Source organism: Amycolatopsis cynarae, assembly GCF_026802195.1.
Lineage (GTDB): Bacteria > Actinomycetota > Actinomycetes > Mycobacteriales > Pseudonocardiaceae > Amycolatopsis_E > Amycolatopsis_E rhizosphaerae.
Genome location: NZ_CP113836.1, coordinates 5285963 through 5311808, shown reverse-complemented (window position 1 = coordinate 5311808; position 25846 = coordinate 5285963). Strand labels below are relative to the sequence as shown.

The window sequence follows — 25846 nt, the reverse complement described above, 5'->3', positions numbered from 1 at the left end:
TCTTCATGGAGGACTGGAATGGCCAACAAGGCCCAGCTGATCGAGGCGCTCTCCGAGCGTTTGGGCGACAAGAAGGTTGCGTCGGAGGCCGTCGACGGTCTTGTCGACATCATCATCCGTACGGTCAACAAGGGCGAGAAGGTGAACATCACCGGCTTCGGTGTGTTCGAGAAGCGCGCCCGTGCGGCCCGGACCGCGCGCAACCCCCGCACCGGTGAGACCGTGCGGGTGAAGAAGACGAACGTCCCCGCGTTCCGCGCCGGCACGACGTTCAAGGATGTCATCAGCGGCGCGAAGAAGCTGCCGAAGGCCACCGCGGTCAAGCGTGCCACCACCACGACCCGCGCCGCCGCCGGCACCACCGCCACCCGCGGCACCACCACGCGCGCGACCTCCACCCGCGCCACCGCGACCCGCCCGACGGCGACCCGCACCACCACCGCCACGCGTACGCGGGCCACCGCTGCCGCCGCCACCAAGGCGGCGCCGAAGGCGACCGCGGCCAAGGCCACCACGGCCAAGAAGACGACCGCCGCCAAGGCGGCGCCGAAGGCCACCGCGGCCAAGGCGGCCACCACCACGAAGACCGCGGCGAAGAAGACCACCGCGGCCGCCACCCGGAAGAAGAAGTAGTTCCGCAGAACCTCTTCTCGGCAGGGCCCCCGCGATCCCCGCGGGGGCCCTGCCGTGTCCCACGCTCCGCCGCGCGGGTCCCACTCCGAGCTGCCCCGGAGTGGGACTCCCGCGAGCGTGGGGTTAGGACAGTGCGGGGGCGGGGTGGGGCAGGACGCTCGGGTGGTAGTCGGCGGCGACGAGGCGGGGACCGCCGTTGTCCGTGCCGCCCCGGAAGGACAGCACCCACACCGAACCCTTCTTGCTCGGCGCGGCGCCGTCCTTGCCCAGCGGCACGGTGATGCCCGCCCGGCGCGCCAGCGTGGTCACCAGATCCGGGATGACCCCGCCCTGCGACGAGACGATCGGCGTGCCGCCGTTCGCGACGAGCGCGAGGAACCGGGACAGTCCCCGCGCCGGGTCCCGCCAGTAGGTCTCCTCGGCCAGCAGCGGCTCGTGGCCCACTTCGACGCCCAGATCCTCGGCGATCCCGTGCACGGTCTGCACGCAGCGCAGGCGTGGTGCGGAGAACACGCGGTCCACTCCGAACAACGGCGCGAACCTCCGGATCGCGGCGGCCTGGCGCACCCCGGCGGGCGAAAGCGGCCGCAGATCGTCGTCCCCGCGCCAGTCCTCGCGCTTGCCCGCCTTGGCGTGCCGCACCAGCAGAACGGCGCTCAGCGGCGACGGCAGGGCCGAGAACGCGCTCAGCACTTCGACGTCCGACGCGTAGCCGAGCTTCGCCCCGGCTTCCGCGAGCGGGAGCCAGCGCAACTCGTCGACCTCCTCGTTGGGGACGAACACGCCGCCGGTCGCGACGGCGGCGAAGTAGTCCACCACCTTGGGGCGCCCCCGCACCGCGTACCGCACGGTCCGCAGGTGGCGGCCCAGTACGGCGGTGTAGCCGGTCTCCTCCCGGATCTCCCGGACCGCCGCGGCCGGGATCGTCTCACCCGGGTCGAGTTTGCCCTTGGGCAGCGACCAGTCGTCGTAGTGCGGGCGGTGGACCAGGGCGATCTCGATCCCGCCGTCACCGGCGCGCCACAGCACCGCACCGGCCGCGTGGATGGGTGAAGCGGCCGTACTCACCCGGCAGCCCCGTGCCGGATGAGCAGTTCGACCTGGTGGTCGCGGACTTCGGAGCCGTCCGCGGGGGACGGTGACCACTCACCGGTGGCGGTGAGCACCCAGCACCGGGTGGCCGGGTCGAGGGCCGAATCGAGGATGTGGTCGAGCTGGGCGGTCAATTTCGGGTCCTGCACGCAGACCAGTGCCTCGATTCGCCGGTCCAGATTCCGGTGCATCATATCGGCGCTGCCGATCCAATGGGTTCCTCCCGCGCGGAAATGGAAGATGCGGGAATGCTCCAGGAACCGGCCGAGAATCGACCGGACGGTGATGTTGTCGCTCAATCCCGGCACCCCCGGTTTGAGCGCGCAAATGCCCCGCACGACCACTTCGACCGGCACACCCTGCCGTGAGGCGCGATAGAGCGCGTCGATGACCTGCTCGTCCACCAGCGAGTTGCACTTGATGCGGATGCCCGCGGGCTTGCCCGCCCTGCGGTGCTCGATCTCCTCGGCGATCAGGCGGATGATGCCCCGCCGGATCCCGTTGGGCGAGGTGAGGATGTTGCGGTAGCTCTCCTGCCGCGAGTAGCCGGTGAGCACGTTGAACAGGTCCGTCAGGTCGGCGCCGATGGCCGGGTCGGCGGTGAGCAGCCCGAGATCCTCGTACAGCCGGGCCGTCTTGGGGTTGTAGTTGCCGGTGCCCAGATGGCAGTAGCGGCGGATGGTCGAGCCCTCCTGGCGCACCACCATCGCCACCTTGCAGTGGGTCTTCAGCCCGACGAGGCCGTAGACCACGTGCACCCCCGCCCGCTCCAGCGCCCGCGCCCAGGTGATGTTGGCCTCCTCGTCGAAGCGGGCCTTGATCTCCACCAGCGCGACCACCTGTTTGCCCGCCTCGGCCGCGTCGATGAGCGCGTTGACGATCGGCGAGTCGCCGGAGGTCCGGTAGAGCGTCTGCTTGATGGCGAGCACCTTGTCGTCGTGCGCGGCCTGCTCGATGAACCGCTGCACGCTCGTGGAGAACGAGTCGTACGGGTGGTGCACCAGCACGTCGCCCTCGCGCAGGGCGGCGAAGACGCTCTTGGGCGTCTCCCGCTCGCCGAAGGCCGGGTGGGTGGCGGGCACGAACGGCCGGTCCTTGAGCTCCTTGCGGTCCAAACTGGACAACTGGAACAGGCAGGTCAGGTCCAGCAGGCCGGGGATCCTGACCACGTCGCGGGGATCGACCTCCAGTTCCCGCAGCAGCAGGTCGAGCATGTGCTCGCTCATCTCCTGCGCGACCTCCAGCCGCACCGGAGGGCCGAACCGGCGTTGCGCGAGTTCGCGTTCCATCGCCTGCAGGAGATCCTCGTCGCGGTCCTCCTCGACGTCGACCTCCGCGTTGCGGGTGACGCGGAAGACGTGGTGCTCGGTGACCTCCATCCCACTGAACAGCTCGCCCAGATGGGCCGCGATCAGCTCCTCCATCGGCAGGAAGGTGGCGGTCCGGCTTTCCCGTTGCTGTTCCACGCGAACCAGCCGGTGCACGTTGTTCGGCACCTTGACCCGGGCGAAGCGCTCGGTGCCGCCCTCCGGATCGCGGACCGTGACGGCGAGGTTGAGCGAGAGCCCCGAGATGTACGGGAAGGGGTGCGCGGGATCGACGGCGAGCGGGGTGAGCACGGGGAAGATCTGCTCGCTGAAGTAGTGCGACAGCCGCAACTGGTCCGGCACGTCCAGATCGGACCAGCCGACGATCCGGATGTCGTGCTCGGCCAGCGCGGGCCGGATGTGCTCCTCGAAGGCGAGCGTGTGCCGTTCCACCAGGTCCTGGTTGCGCTTGGCGACGTAGGCGAGCTGTTCGCGCGGGGTGAGGCCGTCCGCGCTGCGCACCGGCAGCCCGGTCTCGTCACGCCGTTTCAGCCCGGCCACGCGCACCATGTAGAACTCGTCCAAATTAGACGCGAAGATGGCGAGGAACTTGGCCCGCTCGAGCAGCGGCTGGGAGGCGTCTTCGGCCAGTGCCAGCACGCGGGCGTTGAAGTCCTGCCAGGACAGCTCGCGGTTGAAGTAGCGGTCGTCGGGGAGGGCCTCCTCCGCGGAAATGACGGGGGCGGTCACGGCCGGGGGTGCGGAGGGGACGGCGCGAAACTGCTGTGTCTGCCGGGTGGCGGCGCTGGGCGTGCCGGGGGTGCCCTGCGCCTGGCTGGTGGGGTCCGCGGGGATCGTATCGTCGCTGCTCACACCAGCATTGTTCCTTACTTCGCGCGCCGATGCTGTTACGTCGATCGCTGCGGCGGCCAAGGACATGCCGGTCCGCACCAGGATCAGCAGCGCTTCGCCCGCCATCCGCCGGATGTTCACGCCCGCGTCCTCCCGATTCCGCTCAGCGCCCTCCGCGCTGCGGCTGTTCCCGCTCGCCGAGCAGTGCCGCCGTCGCCGGTCCGAGGCCGAGATCCCGTGCCTGGGCCAGATCGGCGGGGGTGTCGACGTCCCGCCGAAGTCCCGGGGCCGGCGCGCGCAGCGCCACGGCACCCGAAACGGCGTGGGCGCGCGCCGAGCCGGCGCCGAACCAGGGATCGAGTGAGCCCCCGGGTGCGGACAGCAACAGGGTGGTGCCGGTCCCCGCCCAGTCGGCGACGAACGCGCGGCGGCCCGGGGCCTCCGCTATCGCCGCCGTCAGGTCCGCGGGGCGCAGCGCGGGGAGGTCCGCCTGCAGCGCGCCGATCACCGCGGCCGGATCGTCTGCCCGCAGCAGTAGTTCGCCCTGCCGCAAGGCGGAGTTGAGGTCGCCGGGCCCGCTTTCGGCGAGGATCTCCACCCCGAACTCCTTCAGCGGCGTGACCGTCTCCGGCTCGGCCGCCACGACCACCACCCGGCGGGCCACCGCGACGGCCGCGGCCACCGTGTCCGAGGCCAGCGCGAGGACCAGTGCGGGATGGACGGCATCGTCCACCGCACCGCGGAGCCGCGACTTGCCGGCGCGCGGCGCCTTGAGCGGGACGATCAGATCCACCGGTGTGGGCACGCGACCCATCTTCCCCGATTCCGCACCCTAGGATCAGCGGGAGGCAACGCAGACCACAGCAGGAGGAGCCTTGGCCGGTCGTGAGAAGGGTGGGTTCTGGGTCGGAGCCGCCGCTGCCCTGTTCTACCCCGTCAGCCTGATCGGCCGGCGGGTCTACGTCGGGGCGGAACGGATCCCGCGGCAGGGCCCGGCCCTGCTGGTGCTCAACCACGTCTCCCACATGGATCCCGCGGTCGACGCGGTGTTCGTGCATCGCAACAAGCGGGTCCCGCGGTTTCTGGCCAAGGACAGCGTCGCGAAGGCGCCGATCTTCGGCCGGATCTTCCTCGGCTCCGGCGGCATCCCCGTCTACCGCGGTTCCGCGAGCGCGGGGGACAGCCTGCGCGCGGCGCACCAGGCGCTGCGCGACGGCAAGCTGGTGGTGATCTACCCCGAGGGCACCATCACCAAGGATCCGGAGGGCTGGCCCAAGCGCGCCTACACCGGTGCCGCGCGGCTGGCGCTGGACAACGACGTGCCGGTGATCCCGGTCGCGCGCTGGGGCACCAGCGAGATCCTCGACTTCTACCACAAGAAGCTCCGGCTGCTGCCCCGCAGGACGGTCACGCACGCGGTGGGCGAGCCGATCGACCTGTCCGCCTACCGCGGGAAGGAACAGACCGCCGCCGTCCTGCGCGAGGTGACGGAGCTGCTGATGGACCGGGTGACCGGGCTGCTGGCCGGGATCCGGGGCGAGGAACCGCCGCGGCGCAAGCCGGAGGAGGGCAAACCGGAGGGTGAGCCGGAAAGCGCGGAGACGGTGGACGGTCGTTGATGGTCCTCCAGCGCATCACCGTGCTCGGTGCCGGTTCGTGGGGCACCGCCTTCGCCAAGGTGCTCGCGGACGCGGGCCGGGACGTCACGGTGTGGGCCCGCAGGCCCGAAGTGGCGCGGGAGATCCGGGACGAGCACGTCAACAGCGGTTATCTGCCCGGGGTGCGGCTTCCGGACCGGCTCACCGCGACCGCCGATCCGGCGGAGGCGCTGGCGGGGGCGGAGGCGGTCGTGCTGGCCGTGCCGAGCCAGAGCCTGCGCGCGAACCTCACCGGATGGCGCGGCCTGCTGCCCGCCGGCGCGATCCTGGTCAGCCTCGCCAAGGGAGTGGAACTGGGCACGCTGAAGCGGATGAGCGAGGTGATCGCGGAGATCACCGAGCGGCCGGAGCACGAGATCGTGGTGGTGTCCGGGCCGAACCTGGCCCGGGAGATCGCGCAGGAGCAGCCCGCCGCCGCCGTGCTCGCCTGCACCGACCACGAGCGGGCGGTCGCCATCCAGCACGCGAGCGCGGGGCCGTACTTCCGGCCCTACACCAACACCGACGTGATCGGCTGCGAACTCGGTGGCGCCTGCAAGAACGTGATCGCGCTGAGCTGCGGCATGGCCGCGGGCATGGGCTACGGCGCGAACACCATGGCCACGCTGATCACCCGCGGCCTGGCGGAAATGGCGCGGCTGGGCGTGAAACTCGGCGCCGATCCGCTGACCTTCGCCGGGCTGGCCGGGGTCGGCGACCTCGTCGCGACCTGCACGTCGCCGTTGTCGCGCAACCGCACCTTCGGGGAGCGGCTGGGCCGGGGGGAGACCCTCGAACAGGCGCAGCGCGCCACCGGCGGGCAGGTGGCCGAGGGCGTGATGTCCTGCTCGTCGATCCGGGAGCTGGCGCGGGCCAACGGGGTCGACATGCCGCTCACCGACGCGATGCACCGGGTGTGCCACGAGGGCGCGGACCCGGCGAAGGTCGGTGCCGAACTGCTCGGCCGCGAACGCAAACACGAATGGTCCTGACCGGCCCCCTGTGGCCTTCAACGCGGCTGTGAGGAGCCGTGAAGGGTCCCTTCACGGTCGAATCGACTGTGAAGCGACCCTTCACGGCGCAATGCCCAGCGGTGGCGGAGTGTCGCCCACTGGGTGGGACTCGGTTGACGGTGCCGGGGCCCGCTGGTTTTCTGGGGCCATGTTCACGTGCGGCGGCATCCGGCGGCGGGGCGAGATTCGCCTTCGCCGGGTCGCCAGCGCGTTGTGTCCTTGCCGGTGATCCACCCCATCCCGGCCCTGTTTCCCCTTTCCGCCAAGGACACCTTCTTCATGTTCGCCGTTCCGGACAACACCGTCGCTCTTGCCGAAAACACCGCCCTGCGCCACCCGGTCCGGGTCGCCCTGGAGTACGCCGCCGAGCGGGAACGCTGGCGCGACCGGCTCCGCTACGACCCCGACCGCCGGTTTTCCACCCTCATCGACCGCACCGAGGCCGAAGAGGTCTGGCTGATGGGCTGGCTTCCCGGCCAGCACACGGATCTGCACGACCACGGCCCGTCCACCGGTGCCTTCACCGTGGTCAGTGGCCGGCTGTCGGAAACGGTCGCGCGCGTCGCGCCCGACGGCCGGGCGATCAGCGAGTACCACGACCTCGGCACCGGTCAGTCCCGCGTGTTCGGGCCCGGTTACGTGCACCAGGTGCGCAACGCCGGGAGCGATCCCGCGATCAGCATCCACGTGTACCGCGTGGGTGGCCGGGTGATGCGGCCCTATCACCTGGATCCGTTGAGCGGACCCGTGCGGGACTGAGTCCGGCCCGCCCGGCGGGCGACGTGGTCCGGGATCGGGGCGCCCGCCGGGTGGTAGCCGGCCGGGACCGGTTCGCCGAAGGTGGTCTGGACCGGTAGCACACCCGCCCAGACGGCGTGGTTGCCGAGGTCCTCCGGGTCGTCTCCCGGTTCGCCGCGCCGCGTCTTCACGGAGGCTTCGGCCAGGCTGAGCGCGAGGACCGCGACTCCGGCCAGTTCCTTGGCGTTGACCTCCCGTGCGTGGTCCCAGGAACCGGGCGTGAGGTGGTCGGTGATGGCGCGCAGACCGCGCAGTTTCGCCTCCCGCCCGGTGACGGCTTCGGCCCGGCCGTGCACCACCGCGCTGCGGTAGTTCATCGAGTGGTTGTTGAGGGAACGCGCGTACACGAGGCCGTCGAGCAGCGTGACCGTGACGCACACGTCCACGCCGGACGCGGCCGCGCGCATGTTCCCGGATCCGGTGGAACCATGGAAGTAGAGGGTGTCGCCGTCACGGCCGAAACCGGTGGGCAGCACCACCGGCGATCCGTCGAGCACGAGGCCGACGTGACAGATCATGGCTTCGTCGAGCAGGTCGTAGAGCGCCTGCCGGTCGGTGGCCGCACGCTCGCGGTAGCGCGTCAGTGTGCTGCGCGGCGTGGGGGAAAGCGGGGTCATGACCTCGATGGTGGTCTCTCAAGTGGCATCGTAAAATAGCCACTGAAGAGCAGTTTGAGAAGTCCACTTAGGAGGTCGCCGTGGCTCGTTCCGGGACCGTGCTGCCCGTGACACTGGACCGCGAGTCCCCGGTCCCGCTGGCCGTCCAGCTCGCCGACGCGCTGCGCACCTCCGCCGCCAACGGGCATCTGCGCGGCGGCGACCGGCTGCCGTCCACGCGGGCGCTCGCCGAACGGCTGGGCGTGAGCCGCACCGTCACCTCCGCCGCCTACGAACAGCTGCATGCCGAGGGCTGGATCGCCGGGCGCCATGGTTCGGGCACCTACGTCACCACCTCCCCGCCCAGCGACCGGCCGGTCCCGCGCAGCATCGCCGAGGAGTGGGCCGAACCCGACGGGCACCTCGACCTCATGCCCGGTGCTCCGTGGGCCGCCGGACTCGACCGCGCCGCCTGGCGGCGGGCGTGGCGGGCCGCCGCGGACACCTCCCCGCTGTCCCAGCCGCACCGGGCGGGCCTGCCCGAATACCGGGCGGCGATCGCCGAACACCTGCTGCGCCACCGCGGTCTCGCGGTCGGCACCGAATCCGTGCTCGCCACCGGCGGCACCACGGCCGCGGTCGTGGAACTCGCGACCGCGGTGTTCGCCGCCGGTGACGCGGTCGCGATGGAGGAACCGGGATACCAGCGTGCCGTGCAGTCGTTCCGGGGCGCCGGACGGCGCGTGCTGGGGGTGCCGGTCGACGCGGAGGGGCTGCGGCCGGACCGCATCCCGTCCGGGGTCCGCGCCGTGTACTGCTCGCCCGCCCACCAGTACCCGCTGGGCGGCCGCATGAGCGCCGCGCGCCGCGTCGAGCTGATCGAGCGGGCCCGCGCCGAGGACTTCCTGATCATTGAGGACGACTACGACGGGGAGCTGCGCTTCGACGTCGCGCCGCTGCCGCTGCTGGCCGCGCTGGCGCCGGACGTCGTGGTGCACCTGGGCACCACGAGCAAGATCCTCACCACCACGCTGGGCGCGGGCTGGATGGTCGCGCCGCCCGCGGTGGCTTCGGCCGTGCTCGGCTACCGGGAGCGGACCGGCACCCGCCCGTCCCCGGCCGGGCAGCGCGTGCTCGTCGAACTGGCCCGGAACGGCGATCTCGGCCGCCACCTCCGCAAACTGCGGCGGGAACTGTCGGAACGGCGGACGTTGCTGGTCAGCGCCCTGCGCGAGGGCGACGTCCGGGTGCTCGGCGACGAGGCAGGCGCCCATCTGGTGGTGCCGTTCCCGTCGGCGGAGGTCGAGCGGGAGCGCCTCGAGGCGGCGGCCGCGCACGGCATCCTCTTCGACGGGCTCGGCAGGCACTTCTCCGGGGTGCCGACCCAGTTCGGTGCCGCGCTCGGTTACGCGGGCTGTTCCCGCGAGGCGCTGCGCGACGCGCTGCCTGTCCTGGTCGACTTACTGCGCTGATCCGATAGCCGCAAGAGCCCGGTAGGGTGACGGCTCATGAGCGCACGCAAGACGCGGGTGGCCGTGGTGTTCGGCGGCCGCAGCACCGAGCACACCATCTCCTGTGTGTCGGCGGGCAGTGTGCTGGCGAATCTGGACCGCGACCGGTTCGAGATCGTGCCCATCGGCATCACCCGCGAAGGCGGCTGGGTGCTGGGCACCTCGGACCCGGCGTCGCTGGAGATCCGCGGCCGCGAACTGCCCTCGGTCGAGGACGGCAAGGCGCTGGTGCTGGCGGGCGACCCGACCCGCCGGGAACTGGTGGGCATCGACGAGGGCACCGAGGCGCTCGGCGGGGTCGACGTGGTCTTTCCCGTGCTGCACGGCGCCTTCGGCGAGGACGGCACGATCCAGGGTCTGCTCGAAATGGCCGGGATCCCCTACGTGGGCGCCGGAGTGCTCGCCAGCGCGGCCGCGATGGACAAGGAGTACGCGAAGAAACTCCTGGCCGCCGAGGGCCTTCCGGTCGGCCGTTATGCCGCGCTGCGCCGCGGGCAGGCCACTCTGTCCGAAACGGACCGGGAGCACCTGGGCCTCCCGGTGTTCGTCAAGCCCGCCCGTGCGGGCTCGTCCATCGGCATCAGCAAGGTGACCGGCTGGGACCAGCTGGACGAGGCGATCGCGCTCGCCCGCCGGACCGACCCGAAGGTGCTCGTCGAGGCGGGCGTCTCCGGGCGCGAGGTCGAGTGCGGGGTGCTGGAGTTCCCGGACGGCCGCGTCGAGGCTTCGCTGCCCGCCGAGATCCGCGTGCTGTCCGAGGCACCCGGCGCGTGGTACGACTTCGAGACGAAGTACCTCGGCGAGGACGCCGAACTCGACATCCCGGCCAAGCTCGACGACGCCGTCACCGAGCGGCTGCGCGGGCTCGCGGTCCGGGCCTTCCAGGCGCTGGACTGCCAGGGCCTGGCGCGCGTGGACTTCTTCGTCGGCGACGACGGCGAGCTGACCATCAACGAGGTGAACACCATGCCCGGGTTCACCAGCACCTCGGCCTACCCGAAGATGTGGGCCGTCACGGGCGTGGACTACCGCTCCCTGCTCACGACCCTGATCGAGACGGCCCTCGCGCGCGGTACCGGCCTGCGCTGAGCCTTTCACCGGGCCGGTACCGGCCCGGGCTCAGAGGCGCAGCGGGACGGCCGGGAGCGTGTTCGAGACCGTCTCCAGAAGCTGCTGGAGCGGTCCGGTGCCCGCCGAGGCGGGCACCGTCACCCCCAGGTAGACGGCCCGGTCGACCACGTACCAGGTCGACGAGCCGTCACCTTCGGCCAGCAGCGTCTGCACGCCCGAGACCGCCCGCAGGGAGCTGGTCGGAGTGAGGTCCCCCGGCCGCTCCAGCCCGCAGCGCACCACCACCGCCTCCGGTGAACCCCAGGCCACGGTCGCGGGCGGGGCGGGCTGGGCCAGCTCCCGCCGCGACAGCTTCGTACCGTCCGAGGCCAGCTCGGCGGGCAGCGCGGCGAGAATCCGGTCGCACTCCGGGCTGTCCGCCTGCGGGGCGGGCACCGGCACCAGCGCGAGCGGGCCGTTTCCGGACGGGCCGGACCGGGAGCCGAGCACACCGGCGACCGCGACACCGGCGGCGAGGGCGAGGGCGAGGACCGAGGCCAGCACGATCAGTCGTCGTGGCGGGGCCCCGGTGGTCTCCGTTTCGGGCACGCCTCTAACAATGCACCAGCCTAGAGATGTACGACGGGGCAGGTCAGTGTCCTCGTGATGCCTTCCACACCCTGGACCTTGGCGACCACGAGCTGGCCGAGCCGGTCGACCGTCTCCGCCTCGGCCCGCACGATCACGTCGTAGGGGCCGGTCACGTCCTCGGAGCTGGTGACCCCGGGGATGCCGGAAATCTCCGCGGCGACCGCGGCGGCCTTGCCGACTTCGGTCTGGATGAGGATGTATGCGTGGACCACGGCGTGCCCCTTCGTCTTCTTCGTCGAGCGCAAGGTAGGAACGTCAGAAGAACCTACCCTCCCCGGGGACGATAGGTAATCCGACTTTCTGAGCTACTACGGAAGAGAGTGCGCGAGTGACGTCACACCACGACACCGGCGCGAAGACCGTCGCCGAGGTGGGTGAGTTCGGGCTGATCAGGGCGGTGAACGACAACCGCAGGCAGCCGGCGAGCACACTGCTCGGCCCCGGAGACGACGCCGCACTGATCGCCACCCCCGACGGCCGCGTCGTCGCCAGCACCGACGTGCTGGTGCAGGGTGTGCACTTCCGGCTCGACTGGTCCACACCCGAGCAGGTGGGCCGGAAGGCCGTCGCGGTCAACCTGGCCGACGTGGCGGCGATGGGCGCGGTGCCGACCTCCGTGCTGGTCGGGCTCGCGTGTCCCGGCGACACCCCGGCCGCGCTGATCACGGAACTGGCCGACGGCATGTGGGCGGAAGCCGGCGCGGCCGGGGCGGGCCTGGTCGGCGGCGACACGGTGCAGGCCGACCAGCTGATGATCAGCGTCACGGCGCTGGGCGACCTGCACGGCCGGGAGCCGGTGACCCGCGCCGGTGCCCGCCCAGGGGACATCGTGGCGGTGTGCGGGCGGCTCGGCTGGGCGGCGGCGGGGCTGGCGGTGCTGCACCGCGGGTTCCGCTCCCCGGTCAGCGTGGTCAACGCGCAGCGTTTCCCCGAGCCGCCCTATGCCGCCGGTCCCGCCGCGGCCGAGGCGGGCGCGACCGCGATGATCGACGTCTCGGACGGGCTCATCGCCGATCTCGGGCACATCGCCGAGGCGTCGGAGGTGGGCATCGACATCCGCACCGACGCGCTGGACATCAGCCACCGGCTGGTCGAGGTGGGCACCGCGCTCGGCGCCGACCCGCTGCGGTGGGTGCTCACCGGCGGTGAGGACCACGCCCTCGCGGCCGCCTTCCCGCCGTTCGCCGAGCTGCCCGAGGGCTGGCGCCGGATCGGCTCGGTCACCGTGCCCGGCTCCGGGCTCACCGTGGATGGTGAGCCGTACCACGACGAAGGTGGCTGGGAGCACTGGAGATGACTCGTTAGCATGCTGGGGTGGATCTCCGTGTGCAGCCCTTCGACCATCCGGACGCGGTGAAGCTGATCGAGGAGGTCCAGCAGGAGTACGTCCAGCGCTACGGCGACTTCGACCGCACCCCCACCGATCCCGCCCAGTTCGCGCTGCCGCGGGGCCTGTTCGTGGTCGGCTACCTCGACGGCGTGCCGGTGGCCTGCGGCGGCTGGCGGGCGCACGAGGACCCGCCGGACGGACTGCGCGCCGGCGACGCCGAGATCAAACGGATGTATGTGCAGGAATCCGTGCGGGGCAGAGGATTCGCCCGTGGCGTGCTGGCGGAGCTGGAACGCACCGCGCGGGCGGCCGGGCACACCAGGACGGTGCTGGAGACCGGTCTCAAACAGCCGGAGGCGATCGCGCTGTACACCTCGTCCGGCTACACCGCGATCCCGAAGTTCGGGTACTACCGGGACGACGCGCTGAGCCTGTGCTTCGGCAAGGACCTTGTCGAGAAGGGCAACTGATGGCGATCTACGCGCTCGGGGACCGGGAACCCCGGATCCACCCGCAGGCCTATGTGCATCCGGACGCCACCGTGATCGGGGACGTGCGGATCGGCGCGTTCGCCTCGGTGTGGCCGCAGACCGTGCTGCGCGGCGACCACGGGTACATCGAGATCGGGGAGCGGTCCAACATCCAGGACGGGTGCGTGGTGCACTGCACCCGGCAGGACCCGACGATCCTCGGACCCTCCTCGGCGATCGGGCATTCCGTGCACGTCGAAGGGGCCAGGATCGGGACGGGGTGTCTGATCGCCTCGGGCTCGGTGGTGCTGAACGGAAGCGTGGTCGAAGACGGCGGCATGGTGGGAGCGGGCGCGGTCCTGTCCTACGGCTCGCACGTGCCCTCCGGCCACATCGCACTGGGTGTTCCGGCGAAGACCCGGCCCAACACCTCGTTCGGCCCCGACTCGATCCGGCAGGTGGTGGACAGTTACGTGGAGCGGGCGGCGCTTTTCCGCGAGCAGCTCCGCCGCCTCGACGGCTGACGCGCGTTTTCCCGGTGGGAACCCGCTGCGGTGGCGGAGCGGGAAAGCGCTAAGGTCCCTGCCCGTGACCGGAAAACCGCTGCGGGAAATCATGGAAGAAGGCTGGGCGCAGGCGCTGGCCCCGGTGGCCGACCGCATCGCGGCGATGGGGGATTTCCTGCGCGCGGAGATCGCGGCAGGCCGGCGGTACCTTCCGTCGGGGGACAACGTGCTGCGCGCTTTCCAGCAGTCCTTCGCCGACGTGCGGGTGCTCATCGTCGGGCAGGACCCGTACCCGACTCCCGGCCACCCGATCGGCCTGTGCTTCGCGGTCGCGCCCGACGTGCGGCCCCTGCCGAAGAGCCTGATCAACATTTTCCGGGAATACTCGGACGATCTGGGGCATCCGGCACCGTCCAACGGGGACCTGACCCCGTGGACCGAGCAGGGCGTGCTGCTGCTGAACAGGGCGCTGACCGTCCGCCCCGGCGCGCCGAACTCGCACAAGGGCAAGGGCTGGGAGGAGATTACCGAGCAGGCGATCCGCGCGCTCGCCGCCCGCGGCGGCCCGCTCGTGGCGATCCTGTGGGGCAGCAACGCCCGCAGCCTCAAGCCGTTGCTGGGCGAGGTGCCGTGCATCGAGTCCGTCCACCCCAGCCCGCTGTCGGCGCGCAACGGCTTCTTCGGCTCTCGCCCCTTCAGCCGCGCCAACCACCTCCTCGAGTCCCAAGGCTGCCCCCCCATCGACTGGAAACTCCCCTAACCCCCGCGGGGGCTGCGCTCCGCGTCGCGCCCTCAAGGTCGCCTTCAGGGGCATAAACGCCCTCAAGGCGACCTTGAGGGCTGGACGCCGGACCTTGTCCACAAGGGAAGGGTTGTCCACAGGAGGCGCAATCGGGCATCGACGGCTGTACCTGGGAGACGGACGATGCTGGGGTGAAACGAGCGAATTGTTCTCAGCACCCACTGTTGCTGGCACACAGCCGAGCAGGCGTCATCAAGTCCGCGACGTTGCGATCGCTGGGGTTGGAAAACAAGACGATCTGGCGAAGATGTCAACCCGGCGGCCCCTGGCAGCGGCTTCTCCCAGGAATTGTCCTGCTGAGCAATGGCGTGGCTTCCGAACAACAGCGAGTGACAGCGTCCCTCTTGCTCGCGGGTCCGCGCGCGGTGGTCACGGGATCGCAGGCCTGTCTCGATCACGGTTTGAGGAGGAGCGAGCTTCCGGACCCAGAGCACGTGCACGTGTTGGTGCCACACGAGCAGAAAACCGCCAGTACCGGCTTTCTCACGATCGAGCGCACGGTCCGGCTGCCCGACCCGTCGTGGCGGAATGGAAGTCCGATAGCTCCCCTGATCAGGGCGGTCACCGATGCGGCTCGCAGGCTGAGAAACGTCGAGCCGGTGGAAAGGTTGCTGATCGAAGCGATTCAGGGGGGACGATGTTCGCCCGCGGCATTGCGGGAAGAATTCGATCTTGGCACTACTCGGGGCACAGCATTGCCACGACGGGTCCTGTCGGAAGTAGCATATCTGCGTTCTCCGGCCGAAGCCGCTGCGAAGGCGTTGAGCAGACGACTGACGATTCAGCCCAGTCGATGGAATGTGAACGTCTACGACGCCGGAGGCCACTATGTGGGCTGTCCGGACGCCTGGTGGGACGACGTCGCGCTCGCCTGGGAGATCGATTCCGTCCAGTTCCACTACTCCCGCGACGGGTATGCGCGAACACTCCGACGTAACACTCGTTACGCGGCGGCCGGGATCGTCGTGGTGCAGACGTTGCCTGCGCGGCTGAAAACCGATCCGGCAGGTGTTATCGCGGAACTGAGGGCCGGTTATGCCGCCGCCGCTGCGCGCCCGCGCCCCGCCGTGACCTGGGACCAGCCGGGATGACTGTTTCCCATGGCCCTCAGGGTCGCCTTCAGGGCGTTTATGACTCTGAAGGTCGCCTTGAGGGCGCGTATCCCTTCACGGCCCTGCGAACCCGCCGCATCCCCCGCCCCTGGGCAGCGCGAAAGGCCCGGGGGACGTGGAGTCCACCCGGGCCTGCGAAGGGGGACGGTCAGCCGCGGACGACCTTGCCGGCCTTCAGGCACGAGGTGCACACGTTCAGGCGCTTGCGCTGGGACAGACCGATCTTGGCGTGCACGGTCTGGATGTTCGGGTTCCAGCGGCGGTTGGTACGCCGGTGGGAGTGCGAGACCGACTTGCCGAAGCCGGGTCCCTTGCCACAGACGTCGCACACGGCAGCCACGTCGAACTCCTTTGACGAATCAGGGAAGACAAATCATGCCCAGGCGGGCTGAGCAACTCGACCATAGTAACGACTGTGTGCGCGCCCGTCGCGCCCGGGTCGATACCCTGCCAGGAACCGGGGCGAGGAGGTCGGGCGAGTGCGGGCGTTGGATGGGGCAGCCGTGGCGGCCTGGGCCTCGGCGTGCGTGCACAGCCTCGAGGTGCTGCGTCCCACGATCAACGACATCAACGTCTATCCCGTCGCCGACTCCGACACTGGCTCCAATCTGCTGTACACGATGACGGCCGCCCGGGACGCCCTGCTCGAGGGCGGTGCCGTGCCCGAGGCCGGGCAGGCCCTGGCCGCGCTGGCCCGCGGCGCGGTACGGCAGGCGCGGGGCAACTCCGGTGTGATCCTCTCCCAGGTCCTGCGCGGGCTGGCCGAATCGGCCCGCGGCGCCGCCGAGGTGGAGGGCCCGGGTCTCGCCGCCGCCCTCGTCCACGCCGACCGGGTGGCCACCGAGGCGGTCGCCCGGCCGGTCGCGGGCACGATGCTGACGGTGCTGAGTGCCGTGGCGGCCGCCGTGGGGGACGGGCAGCGCGGCCTCGCCGACGTGGCGACGGTCGCCGCGAAGGCCGCGTCGACGGCCCTGGAGCAGACGCCACAGCAGCTGCCTGTGCTGGCCTCAGCCGGTGTGGTGGACGCCGGGGCCCGCGGTCTCGTCGCCGTCCTCGACGCCCTCGCCGGGGTGGTGACCGGCACCGCCGCCGAGCCGCGGCACTCGTGTGAAGCGCCGCCAGCCCCGGGGGAGCCGGGTGAGCCCGCCCCGTACGCCTGGGAGGTCATGTACCTGCTGGAAGGGGTGGCCGAACCGCAGTTGCCCGCCTTCCGCCGGGTGCTCAGCGGCCTCGGTGACAGTGTCACGGTGGCGGGTGACGGCTCGGGTGGCTACGCCGTCCACGTCCACTGCGCCGACATCGGCACCGCCATCGAAGCGGGGCTCGGTGTGGGGCGTCCCCGCGCCATCCGGGTCGAACCGCTGGTCACCCCCACCCCGCTACCCCCGCCCACCGGGCCGGACCGGGCCGTGGTCGCGCTCGTGCGGGGCGAGCCGCTGGCCGACCTGCTGCGCGGGGAGGGGGTGGCGGTGCTCTCCGTGTCCGGCGGCGGGGAGCCGAGCGTGGAGGAGATGCTCGGCCTGATCACCGAGCGCGCGGTCGGCCACGTCACGATCCTGCCCGCCGACCCGCGGCTGACCGCGGCCGCGGACGCCACCGCGGGCCATCCGATGATCGGCGATCGCGAGGTGGTGGTGATCCCGTGCGCCTCCCCGGTGCAGGTGCTGGCCGCGCTCGCCGTGCACGATCCCGCACGGCGCGCGAACGACGACGTGGTGGCGATGGCGGAAGCGGCCGCGGCGACCCGGCGCGGCGAGCTCGTCCTCGCCGAGGAGGAGTCGATAACCTGGGTGGGGCGGGCCCACCCGGGTGACCTGATCGGCTTCGTGGACGGCGAGGTGGTGCTCGTCGAACCGGCCGCGAAGCGGGATCTGGTGGCCACCGGGATGGCCGTGCTGGACCGGATGCTGGCCGCCGGCGGCGAGCTGGTCACCGTGCTGACGGGGGCGAGTGCCCCCGAAGGGGTGGCGCGGCGCCTGGCCGAGGAGTTGCGCGAGGCGCGCCCGGAGATCGAGTTCGTGAGCTACCCGGGCGGCCAGGCCGAGGCCGTGCTGCTGATCGGCGTGGAATGAGGCGGAACAGGGGCAGTGTGAACCGATGACTGTGCTGGGCGACAAGCTGACACCGCTGCTCGGCGGCAAGACGGCCACGGCGCTGGCCGAGGCGCTCGACCTCCACACGGTCAGCGACCTGCTCCGGCATTACCCGCGCCGCTACGCCGAGCGCGGTGAGCTGACCGACATCGCCGGCCTGGAGATCGGTGAGCACGCCACGGTGCTGGCTCGCATCGAGAAGGCCACCAAGCGCCAGATGCGGAACAAGCCGGGCTGGCTCCTGGAGTTGGTCATCACCGACGGGCAGCGCCGGCTCCAGTGCGCCTTCTTCGGCAAGGTGCACCAGCACGAGCGGCAGCTCAGGGTGGGCAAGACGGGTCTGTTCGCCGGGAAGGTCACCGCCTTCCGCAACGCGCTGCAGCTGGCCAACCCCGAGTACCAGATGTTCGAGGACGAGCAGGGCGCGTCCACAATGGACGAGTTCCTCGGCGCGCTCATCCCGGTCTACCCCGCCGCGGCGGGGATGCCGTCGTGGTCGATCGCCCGCTGCGTCCGGCAGGTGCTGGACACTTTGGAGCGTGAAGAGGATCCGGTGCCCGCGGCGCTGCTGGCGCGCTACGGCCTGGTGGACCTGTTCGACGCGTTGCACGGCATCCACCGCCCGCAGGACTGGGCCGCGCTGGAGGCGGCGCGCGAGCGTCTCAAGTGGGACGAGGCCATGGCCCTCCAGCTGATCTTCGCGCAGCGCCGGCATTCGGCGGTGTCGCGGCCGGCGCCTGCCTGCCCCCGCAAACCCCGGGGGCTCCTCGAATCCTTCGACCGTCGGTTGCCGTTCACCCTCACCGAGGGGCAGCGCGAGGTCGGCGAGCACATCGCCGAGGACCTTTCCGGGGTGCACCCGATGAACCGGCTGCTGCAGGGCGAGGTCGGCAGCGGCAAGACGGTGGTGGCCCTGCGGGCGATGCTGCAGGTCGTGGACGCGGGCAGGCAGGCGGCCCTGCTCGCGCCGACCGAGGTGCTGGCCGCGCAGCACGCCCGGTCGCTGCGCGAAATGCTCGGCGAGCTGGGCCGGGCCGGGGAGCTCGGGGCGGCCGAGGAGGCCACCGGGATCACCCTGCTGACCGGGTCGATGACGGCGAAGGAGCGCAAGCAGGCCCTGCTGGACACGGCTTCCGGCGCGGCGGGCATCGTCGTGGGCACGCACGCGCTCATCCAGGACTCGGTGTCCTTCGCGGATCTGGGCTTCGTCGTGGTGGACGAGCAGCACCGGTTCGGGGTGGAGCAGCGGGACGCGCTGCGGTCGCGGGGCGCGAACGAGACCAGCCCGCACGTGCTGGTCATGACGGCCACGCCGATTCCCCGGACGGTCGCGATGACGGTGTACGGCGACCTGGAGACCTCGTCGCTGCGGGAGATGCCGGCGGGCCGTTCGCCGATCTCCACCACGGTAGTGCCGGTGACGGAGAAGCCGAGCTGGCTGAACCGGGTGTGGCAGCGCGTCGCCGAGGAGGTCGCCAAGGGGCACCAGGCCTACGTGGTGTGCCCGCGCATCGGGGACGAGCCGCCGTCCAACGGCAACGGCGGCGACAAGCGGCCCCCGCTGGCGGTGCTCGACGTGGCGGCCGAGCTGGAGGCGGGGCCGCTGGCCGGGCTGCGGCTCGGGATCCTGCACGGCCGCCTGCCCGCCGACGAGAAGGACGAGGTCATGCGGGCCTTCGCCGCCGGGAAGCTCGACGTGCTGGTGGCCACGACGGTGATCGAGGTCGGCGTGAACGTGCCGAACGCGACCGCCATGGTGATCATGGACGCGGACCGGTTCGGCGTCAGCCAGCTCCACCAGTTGCGCGGGCGGGTCGGCCGCGGTTCCGTTCCGGGGCTGTGCCTGCTGGTGACCGAGGCGTTCGACGGTACTTCCACGCGGGAACGCCTGGCCGCGGTGGAGTCCACGACGGACGGTTTCGAGTTGTCACGGCTGGATCTGGAGCTGCGGAGAGAGGGCGACATCCTCGGCTCGGCCCAGTCGGGCAAGCGCTCGGGCCTCAAGCTCCTTTCCTTGCTGCAGGACGAGGAACTGATCGCCGAGGCCCGGGCGCGGGCGCAGGAGATCGTCGCGGGCGACCCGGGGCTGGCCGGGCACCCGGGGCTGGCGGGCATGGTGTCCGCGGTGATCGACGACGAGCGCGCGGAGTACCTCGACAAGTCCTGACCCGCCACGGCCGGATCGGGACCGCCCGCGGCACGCTGGGTGTCCGTTCCGGTGCGGTGAGTGCGCTCGCGGTATGCGCAAGGGGGCCGCTTTCCGCTTTTTTCCGCCTCCTGCCTGTGGATTCGTCCTCGTCCGGCTCGCCCTGCGGGCCGTCGCCGTGCTGGAATGGTGGTGCCCTCGGCCGGGACCGCGCCGGAGTGATCCCGGTCATGATGTCCCAGGTCCTGGGACAAAACTCCCGCTTCGCGGGATCAGCAAGGTAACGTCACCCGTCAGCCTCCAACCGATCCGACATCCGAGGAAGGACCGGGCATGTTCCGGAAGGTACTCGTCGCCAACCGTGGTGAGATCGCCATCCGCGCCTTCCGCGCCGGCTATGAGCTGGGCGCGGGAACGGTGGCGGTGTTCCCCTACGAGGATCGCAACTCCTTGCACCGGCTGAAGGCCGACGAGGCCTACGAGATCGGCGAACCCGGTCATCCCGTGCGGGCCTACCTGTCCGTGGAGGAGATCGTCGGCGCCGCGCGCAAGGCCGGCGCCGACGCGGTGTATCCGGGCTACGGATTCCTGAGCGAGAATCCCGATCTGGCCCGCGCCTGCGCCGAGGCGGGCATCACCTTCATCGGCCCGAGCGCGGAAATCCTGGAGCTGACCGGGAACAAGGCCCGCGCGGTGGCGGCGGCCCGCGAGGCGGGTGTGCCGGTGCTGGGTTCGTCGCGGCCTTCGGCCGATGTGGACGAGTTGGTCGCCGCGGCGGAGGAGATCGGCTTCCCGGTCTTCGTCAAGGCGGTGGCGGGCGGTGGCGGGCGCGGGATGCGCCGGGTGGACAACCCGGCGAACCTGCGGGAATCCATCGAAGCCGCCGCGCGCGAGGCCGAATCGGCCTTCGGCGACCCGACGGTGTTCCTGGAGAAGGCGGTCGTCGATCCGCGGCACATCGAGGTGCAGATCCTGGCGGACGGCGAGGGGAACGTCATCCACCTCTTCGAACGCGACTGCTCGCTGCAGCGGCGGCACCAGAAGGTGATCGAGCTGGCCCCGGCGCCCAACCTCGATCCGGCGCTGCGCCAGAGGATCTGCGACGATGCGGTCGCGTTCGCGCGCAGGATCGGGTACCGCAACGCGGGTACCGTCGAATTCCTGCTCGACCGCGAAGGCAACCACGTCTTCATCGAAATGAACCCGCGCATCCAGGTCGAGCACACGGTGACCGAGGAGGTCACCGACGTCGATCTGGTGCAGGCGCAGATGCGCATCGCCTCCGGCGAGACGTTGGCCGATCTCGGGCTGTCGCAGGACAAGATCTACCTGCGGGGCGCGGCGCTGCAGTGCCGCATCACCACCGAGGACCCGGCGAACGGGTTCCGCCCGGACACCGGGATGATCAGCGCCTACCGCTCGCCCGGCGGTTCGGGCATCCGGCTCGACGGCGGCACCGCCTTCGCCGGGACCGAGATCAGCGCGCACTTCGACTCGATGCTGGTGAAGCTGACCTGCCGGGGCCGCGACTTCGCCACCGCGATCCGCCGCGCGCGCCGTGCCGTCGCCGAGTTCCGCATCCGCGGCGTGGCCACGAACATCCCGTTCCTGCAGGCGGTGCTCGACGATCCTGACTTCCAGGCCGGCCGCGTGACCACCTCGTTCATCGAACAGCGTCCGCATCTGCTCACCGCGCGGCACTCCGCCGACCGGGGCACCCGCCTGCTGACCTACCTGGCCGACGTGACGGTGAACCGGCCCCACGGCGAGCGTCCGCACCTGATCGACCCGGCGAGCAAGCTGCCGAAGATCCCGCAGGGCGCCCCGCCCGCCGGGTCGAAGCAGAAGCTGGCCGAACTCGGTCCGGAGGGTTTCGCCCGCTGGATCCGGGAATCGTCGACCGTGGGCGTCACCGACACCACCTTCCGCGACGCGCACCAGTCCCTGCTGGCGACCCGCGTGCGCACGAAGGACCTGCTGGCCGTCGCGCCGGTCGTGGCGCACACCGCGCCGCAACTGCTGTCGCTGGAGTGCTGGGGCGGCGCGACCTACGACGTGGCGCTGCGGTTCCTCGCCGAGGATCCGTGGGAGCGGCTGGCGCGGCTGCGTGAGGCGGTGCCGAACATCTGCCTGCAGATGCTGCTGCGCGGCCGGAACACCGTGGGCTACACGCCTTATCCCACCGAGGTGACCAGCGCCTTCGTCGAGGAGGCCACGAAGACCGGGATCGACATCTTCCGGATCTTCGACGCGCTCAACGACGTCGAGCAGATGCGCCCGGCGATCGACGCGGTGCGCGAAACCGGGACGGCGGTCGCCGAGGTGGCGCTGTGCTACACCTCGGACCTGTCCGACCCGGGCGAGAAGCTGTACACAGTGGACTACTACCTCAAGCTGGCCGAGCAGATCGTGGGCGCGGGCGCCCACGTGCTGGCCATCAAGGACATGGCGGGCCTGCTGCGGGCGCCGGCCGCGGCGAAGCTGGTCACCGCGCTGCGCAAGGAGTTCGACCTGCCGGTGCACATCCACACGCACGACACCGCGGGCGGCCAGTTGGCGACCTACCTGGCGGCCATCAACGCGGGCGCGGACGCGGTGGACGGTGCGGTGGCCTCCATGGCGGGCACCACCTCGCAGCCCTCCCTGTCGGCGATCGTGGCGGCCACCGACCATTCGGAGCGGCCGACCGGGCTGAGCCTGCGGGCGATCGGGGACCTCGAGCCGTACTGGGAGATCGTGCGCAAGATCTACGCGCCGTTCGAGGCGGGACTGGCCTCGCCCACCGGGCGCGTGTACGACCACGAGATCCCGGGCGGCCAGCTGTCGAACCTGCGCACGCAGGCGCGGGCGCTGGGGCTTGGCGACCGGTTCGAGGACATCGAGGCGATGTACGCCGCGGCCGACCGCATCCTCGGCCACCTGGTCAAGGTCACCCCCTCGTCCAAAGTGGTCGGTGACCTCGCACTGCATCTGGTCGGTGCCGGGGTTTCCCCGGAGCGGTTCGAGGAGGAGCCCAACAAGTTCGACATCCCCGACTCGGTGATCGGCTTCCTGCGCGGCGAGCTGGGCGACCCGCCGGGGGGCTGGCCGGAGCCGTTCCGCACCAGGGCGCTGCAGGGCCGTGCCGCACCGAAGCCGGTGGCCGAGCTGTCCACAGAGGACCGCGAGGCGCTGGCGGGCGATCGGCGCGCCACGCTGAACCGCCTGCTGTTCCCCGGGCCCACGAAGGAGTTCCGGACGCACCGCGAAGCCTTCGGGGACACCAGCGTGCTGCCGAGCAAGGACTTCTTCTACGGGCTGCGCCCGGGGGAGGAGTACTCGGTCGACCTGGAGCCCGGCGTGCGGCTGCTCATCGAACTCGAAGCGATCGGTGAGGCGGACGAACGCGGCATGCGCACCGTGATGGCGACGCTGAACGGCCAGTTGCGGCCGATCCAGGTACGGGACCGCTCGGTAGCCTCCGACCTGCCCACCGCCGAGAAGGCCGACAAGGCCAACCCGAAGCACGTCGCCGCCCCGTTCGCCGGGGTGGTGACGCTGTCGGTGGCCGAGGGCGGCACGGTGGAGGCCGGTGCCACCGTGGCCACCATCGAGGCGATGAAGATGGAGGCCGCCATCACCGCGCCGTCGTCGGGCAGGGTCGGCAGGCTGGCCATCAACGCCGTCCAGCAGGTCGAAGGCGGGGACCTGCTGCTCGTGCTGGAGTAACCGACCGCCGCGGCTATGCCGGAAGGCCCGGGTGCGCGTGCCGCGCCCGGGCCTTCCCGTTTTTCCGGCCGTTGACCCGGGTGGGGGAATGCGTCGGAGATCACCGGGGCTTATGCGGCACTTCGGGCGAATCCCTTTACACGGCCCGGCGTAAAACCCGCATGAGTGCTTGAATGAAGTGCGTGGACACCTCGCGCAACGCTGCGGGTGCCGTGCACGCCCTGGTGCGTGCGGTGCTGGGCAGCGAGATTCCGCTCATGATCCGGTGCTGGGACGGCAGCGAGGCCGGCCCGCCGGACGCTCCGGTCCGGCTCGTCCTGCGACGGCGGCGCGCGCTGCGCCGTCTGCTGTGGGCGCCCAGCGAACTGGGGCTCGCCCGGGCCTACGTCTCCGGCGACCTCGACGTCGAAACCGATTTCTTCGAAAGCCTGTCGTATCTCGAACGGATCATCGGGGACCGCTCGGGGCCGTGGAAGGTGGACGCCGCCACCAAGAGGGAGATGCTCCGGGCGGGCCTGCGGCTGGGGGTGCTCGGCCTGCCACCGAGGCCGCCCGCCGAGGAGATCCGGCTCGGGGGCCGACGGCATTCCCGCGGCCGTGACGCGCGGGCGATCAGCCACCACTACGACGTCGGCAATGACTTCTACCGCCTCGTGCTGGGGCCGTCCATGACGTATTCGTGTGCGGTGTGGGACGACGCGGCGAAAACCCTGGAGGACGCGCAGACCGCGAAGGTCGACCTGGTCGCCCGCAAGCTCGGGCTGCGGGAAGGGATGCGCGTGCTCGACGTCGGCTGCGGCTGGGGCGCCTTCGTCATCCATGCCGCCCGCGAGTACGGCGCCCGCGCCGTCGGAATCACGCTTTCCCAGGCACAGGCGGAGTTCGCGCGCAAACGGGTCGCCGAGGAGGGCCTGTCAGACCGGGTCGAGATCCGCGTCCAGGACTACCGCGAAGTCCGGGACGGGCCCTACGACGCGATCGCCAGCATCGGCATGGCCGAGCACGTCGGGGAAGCCATGCTGCCCACCTACGCAAGCGCGCTGTATGCGTTGCTGCGCCCCGAGGGCAGGCTGCTCAACCACGCGATCTCGCGCAAGGCGGGAATTCCGGGCAACCTGGGCCGCACCTCGTTCATCAACCGCTACGTCTTCCCCGACGGGGAACTCGAACCGCTCACGGTGATGGTCGGCGCCATCGAGGAGAGCGGATTCGAGGTGCGGGACGTGGAATCCCTGCGTGAGCACTACGCGCTCACGCTGCGCGCGTGGGTGGCCAACCTCGAGGCGTCCTGGGCGGAGGCGGTGCGCCTCACCAGCGAAGGCCGCGCGCGGGTCTGGCGGCTCTACATGGCCGCCTGTGCGCTGACCTTCGAGCGCGGCTCCATCGGGATCAACCAGGTGCTCGCGGTCAAACCGGGCGCCCAGGGCGCTTCCGGCATGCCCCGCACCCGCACCGCCCTGCTGTCCTGACCCCGGCCCAGGGCCGTGAGGGGTCCCCTCACAGTCGTATCGACCGTGAGGGGACCCCTCACGGCAAAGTCAGTGCAGCAGGTCGGCGACGAGTTCGTAGGAGCGGACGCGGTCGGCGTGGCCGTGCACCATCGTGGTGATGACGAGTTCGTCGGCGCCGGTGTCGGACACCAGCTTCTCCAGTCCCTTGCGCACGGTCTCGGGCGAGCCGATGATGTTGCTGCCGAAGCGTTCCTGGAGGAACTGCCGGTCGAGATCGGTGTAGGGGTACTCGGCCGCCTCTTCCGGCGTGGGCAGCGGGATCGGCCTGCCGCGCCGCAGGCTCAGGAAGGTCAGGCCGCTCGGTCCGGCCAGCCATTCGGCCCGCTCGTCCGTCTCGGCGCAGATCACCGCCGCCCCGAGCATCAGGTACGGCTTCTGCAGGGTCTCCGAAGGCCGGAACGATTCACGGTACAACCGCACCGCGGGCAGCGTGTTCTGCGCGCTGAAGTGGTGCGCGAAGGCGAAGGGCAGGCCGAGCGCGCCGGCCAGCTGCGCGCTGAACCCGCTGGACCCCAGCAGCCAGAACGGCGGTTTGTGGCCCACCGCAGGGAAGGCGTTGACCACGCGGTTTTCGTTCGGTTCGAAGTAGGCCATCAGCTCGGCCAGCTGCTGCGGGAAGTCCTCCGCGCCCAGCGCGGCCATCGAACCCCGCACCGCCAGCGCGGTGCGCTGGTCGGTGCCCGGCGCGCGGCCGATGCCGAGGTCGATGCGGCCGGGGTGGAACGCCTCCAGCATGCCGAACTGCTCGGCCACGATCAGCGGGGAATGGTTGGGCAGCATGATCCCGCCGGAACCCACCCTGATCCGTTCCGTCGCCGAAGCCACGTGCCCGATCAGCACGGCCGTCGCCGAACTGGCGATCCCGGGCATGTTGTGATGTTCGGCCAGCCAGTACCGGTGGTAGCCGAGGCGTTCGGCCTGGCGGGCGAGGTCGAGGGTGTTGCGCAGCGCGGTACCGGCGTCTCCGTCGGCCGGGATCGGCGACAGGTCGAGTACGGACAGCTTGACATCGGTCAGGGAACTCACCC

At 71.1% G+C, this 25846-nt stretch carries 23 protein-coding genes; 15 read left to right on the top strand and 8 right to left on the bottom strand.

The window, feature by feature from the left end:
• Positions 1–18 precede the first annotated feature (18 nt).
• A complete protein-coding gene (locus ORV05_RS25370) occupies positions 19–633 on the top strand; it encodes an HU family DNA-binding protein (RefSeq protein WP_268754511.1) in 615 nt (204 codons plus the stop codon).
• A gap of 123 nt (positions 634–756) precedes the next feature.
• Here ORV05_RS25370 and ORV05_RS25365 read toward each other — a convergent pair whose 3' ends face one another.
• The 3 genes from ORV05_RS25365 to cofC all read right to left on the bottom strand — a co-directional run bounded on the left by ORV05_RS25365 (position 757) and on the right by cofC (position 4689).
• Positions 757–1701 carry an NUDIX hydrolase gene (locus ORV05_RS25365; RefSeq protein ID WP_268754510.1) on the bottom strand — a complete coding sequence of 315 codons (945 nt, stop codon included), beginning with the start codon at positions 1699–1701 and terminating at the stop codon, positions 757–759.
• Positions 1698–3905, bottom strand: coding sequence for an RNA degradosome polyphosphate kinase (locus ORV05_RS25360; RefSeq protein ID WP_407652559.1), 2208 nt, complete (start codon positions 3903–3905; stop codon positions 1698–1700). Before ORV05_RS25360 ends, ORV05_RS25365 begins: the two co-directional genes overlap by 4 nt.
• Positions 3906–4047: 142 nt before the next feature.
• On the bottom strand, positions 4048–4689 hold the full coding sequence (cofC, locus tag ORV05_RS25355) for a 2-phospho-L-lactate guanylyltransferase (RefSeq protein ID WP_407652558.1): 642 nt from the start codon (positions 4687–4689) through the stop codon (positions 4048–4050).
• A gap of 70 nt (positions 4690–4759) precedes the next feature.
• Here cofC and ORV05_RS25350 point away from each other — a divergent pair, with 70 nt between their 5' ends.
• From ORV05_RS25350 to ORV05_RS25340, 3 genes are all read left to right on the top strand, one after another.
• Entirely contained in the window at positions 4760–5503 is a 744-nt protein-coding gene (locus ORV05_RS25350) for a lysophospholipid acyltransferase family protein (protein WP_268754508.1), read from the top strand.
• The gene (locus tag ORV05_RS25345) at positions 5503–6513 is read left to right on the top strand and encodes an NAD(P)H-dependent glycerol-3-phosphate dehydrogenase (RefSeq protein ID WP_268754507.1); all 1011 of its coding nucleotides are present in this window, start codon (positions 5503–5505) and stop codon (positions 6511–6513) included. Before ORV05_RS25350 ends, ORV05_RS25345 begins: the two co-directional genes overlap by 1 nt.
• A gap of 300 nt (positions 6514–6813) precedes the next feature.
• Positions 6814–7293, top strand: coding sequence for a cysteine dioxygenase (locus ORV05_RS25340; RefSeq protein ID WP_268759892.1), 480 nt, complete (start codon positions 6814–6816; stop codon positions 7291–7293).
• Here the strand turns inward: ORV05_RS25340 and ORV05_RS25335 are convergent.
• A complete protein-coding gene (locus tag ORV05_RS25335) occupies positions 7257–7949 on the bottom strand; it encodes a pyridoxamine 5'-phosphate oxidase family protein (protein ID WP_268754506.1) in 693 nt (230 codons plus the stop codon). The two genes, ORV05_RS25340 and ORV05_RS25335, sit on opposite strands and share 37 nt — an antisense overlap.
• A gap of 80 nt (positions 7950–8029) precedes the next feature.
• On the opposite strand from ORV05_RS25335, the gene pdxR reads away from it, so the two are divergent.
• A complete protein-coding gene (gene pdxR, locus ORV05_RS25330) occupies positions 8030–9400 on the top strand; it encodes a MocR-like pyridoxine biosynthesis transcription factor PdxR (protein ID WP_268754505.1) in 1371 nt (456 codons plus the stop codon).
• Between the two features lie 36 nt (positions 9401–9436).
• Positions 9437–10528 carry a D-alanine--D-alanine ligase family protein gene (locus ORV05_RS25325; RefSeq protein WP_268754503.1) on the top strand — a complete coding sequence of 364 codons (1092 nt, stop codon included), beginning with the start codon at positions 9437–9439 and terminating at the stop codon, positions 10526–10528.
• A 30-nt stretch (positions 10529–10558) separates the two neighbouring features.
• On the opposite strand, the gene ORV05_RS25320 is transcribed toward ORV05_RS25325, so the two are convergent.
• A complete protein-coding gene (locus ORV05_RS25320; RefSeq protein ID WP_268754502.1) occupies positions 10559–11098 on the bottom strand; it encodes a DUF3515 domain-containing protein in 540 nt (179 codons plus the stop codon).
• Between the two features lie 20 nt (positions 11099–11118).
• A complete protein-coding gene (locus tag ORV05_RS25315) occupies positions 11119–11352 on the bottom strand; it encodes an Lrp/AsnC family transcriptional regulator (RefSeq protein WP_144591717.1) in 234 nt (77 codons plus the stop codon).
• 116 nt (positions 11353–11468) lie between these two features.
• On the opposite strand from ORV05_RS25315, the gene ORV05_RS25310 reads away from it, so the two are divergent.
• The 5 genes from ORV05_RS25310 to ORV05_RS25290 all read left to right on the top strand — a co-directional run bounded on the left by ORV05_RS25310 (position 11469) and on the right by ORV05_RS25290 (position 15339).
• Positions 11469–12437 (top strand): thiamine-phosphate kinase, encoded by a 969-nt coding sequence (locus ORV05_RS25310; RefSeq protein ID WP_268754501.1) that lies wholly within the window; start codon positions 11469–11471, stop codon positions 12435–12437.
• Positions 12438–12454: 17 nt separating this feature from the next.
• Complete coding sequence (locus ORV05_RS25305) at positions 12455–12940, top strand: GNAT family N-acetyltransferase (protein ID WP_268754500.1); 486 nt, start codon at positions 12455–12457, stop codon at positions 12938–12940.
• The gene (locus ORV05_RS25300) at positions 12940–13464 is read left to right on the top strand and encodes a gamma carbonic anhydrase family protein (RefSeq protein WP_268754499.1); all 525 of its coding nucleotides are present in this window, start codon (positions 12940–12942) and stop codon (positions 13462–13464) included. The genes ORV05_RS25305 and ORV05_RS25300 overlap by 1 nt, the downstream gene beginning before the upstream one ends.
• Positions 13465–13528: 64 nt before the next feature.
• Positions 13529–14206: a uracil-DNA glycosylase gene (locus ORV05_RS25295; protein ID WP_268754498.1), complete on the top strand. Its 678-nt coding sequence runs from the start codon at positions 13529–13531 to the stop codon at positions 14204–14206.
• A gap of 206 nt (positions 14207–14412) precedes the next feature.
• Positions 14413–15339, top strand: coding sequence for a hypothetical protein (locus ORV05_RS25290; RefSeq protein WP_326938084.1), 927 nt, complete (start codon positions 14413–14415; stop codon positions 15337–15339).
• A 169-nt stretch (positions 15340–15508) separates the two neighbouring features.
• Here the strand turns inward: ORV05_RS25290 and rpmB are convergent, their stop codons facing one another.
• Positions 15509–15700, bottom strand: a complete 192-nt coding sequence (rpmB, locus tag ORV05_RS25285; protein WP_112272104.1) for a 50S ribosomal protein L28 — start codon at positions 15698–15700, stop codon at positions 15509–15511.
• Positions 15701–15839: 139 nt separating this feature from the next.
• Here rpmB and ORV05_RS25280 point away from each other — a divergent pair, with 139 nt between their 5' ends.
• The 4 genes from ORV05_RS25280 (at position 15840) to ORV05_RS25265 (ending at position 24776) form a co-directional block, all read left to right on the top strand.
• Positions 15840–17432 carry a DAK2 domain-containing protein gene (locus ORV05_RS25280; protein ID WP_268754496.1) on the top strand — a complete coding sequence of 531 codons (1593 nt, stop codon included), beginning with the start codon at positions 15840–15842 and terminating at the stop codon, positions 17430–17432.
• A gap of 25 nt (positions 17433–17457) precedes the next feature.
• Entirely contained in the window at positions 17458–19620 is a 2163-nt protein-coding gene (recG, locus tag ORV05_RS25275) for an ATP-dependent DNA helicase RecG (protein WP_268754495.1), read from the top strand.
• Between the two features lie 312 nt (positions 19621–19932).
• Entirely contained in the window at positions 19933–23307 is a 3375-nt protein-coding gene (locus ORV05_RS25270) for a pyruvate carboxylase (protein WP_268754494.1), read from the top strand.
• A gap of 257 nt (positions 23308–23564) precedes the next feature.
• Positions 23565–24776 carry an SAM-dependent methyltransferase gene (locus ORV05_RS25265; protein WP_268759890.1) on the top strand — a complete coding sequence of 404 codons (1212 nt, stop codon included), beginning with the start codon at positions 23565–23567 and terminating at the stop codon, positions 24774–24776.
• 69 nt (positions 24777–24845) lie between these two features.
• Here the strand turns inward: ORV05_RS25265 and ORV05_RS25260 are convergent, their stop codons facing one another.
• Positions 24846–25844, bottom strand: a complete 999-nt coding sequence (locus ORV05_RS25260; protein WP_268754493.1) for an LLM class flavin-dependent oxidoreductase — start codon at positions 25842–25844, stop codon at positions 24846–24848.
• Positions 25845–25846 lie beyond the last annotated feature (2 nt).

Coding starts and splice junctions, on each gene's coding strand:
- recG (WP_268754495.1), top strand. CDS start 17,458: ATGACTGTGCTGGGCGACAAGCTGACACCGCTGCTCGGCGGCAAGACG.
- ORV05_RS25325 (WP_268754503.1), top strand. CDS start 9,437: ATGAGCGCACGCAAGACGCGGGTGGCCGTGGTGTTCGGCGGCCGCAGC.
- ORV05_RS25340 (WP_268759892.1), top strand. CDS start 6,814: ATGTTCGCCGTTCCGGACAACACCGTCGCTCTTGCCGAAAACACCGCC.
- ORV05_RS25265 (WP_268759890.1), top strand. CDS start 23,565: ATGATCCGGTGCTGGGACGGCAGCGAGGCCGGCCCGCCGGACGCTCCG.
- ORV05_RS25300 (WP_268754499.1), top strand. CDS start 12,940: ATGGCGATCTACGCGCTCGGGGACCGGGAACCCCGGATCCACCCGCAG.
- ORV05_RS25270 (WP_268754494.1), top strand. CDS start 19,933: ATGTTCCGGAAGGTACTCGTCGCCAACCGTGGTGAGATCGCCATCCGC.
- ORV05_RS25345 (WP_268754507.1), top strand. CDS start 5,503: ATGGTCCTCCAGCGCATCACCGTGCTCGGTGCCGGTTCGTGGGGCACC.
- ORV05_RS25370 (WP_268754511.1), top strand. CDS start 19: ATGGCCAACAAGGCCCAGCTGATCGAGGCGCTCTCCGAGCGTTTGGGC.
- ORV05_RS25335 (WP_268754506.1), bottom strand. CDS start 7,949: ATGACCCCGCTTTCCCCCACGCCGCGCAGCACACTGACGCGCTACCGC.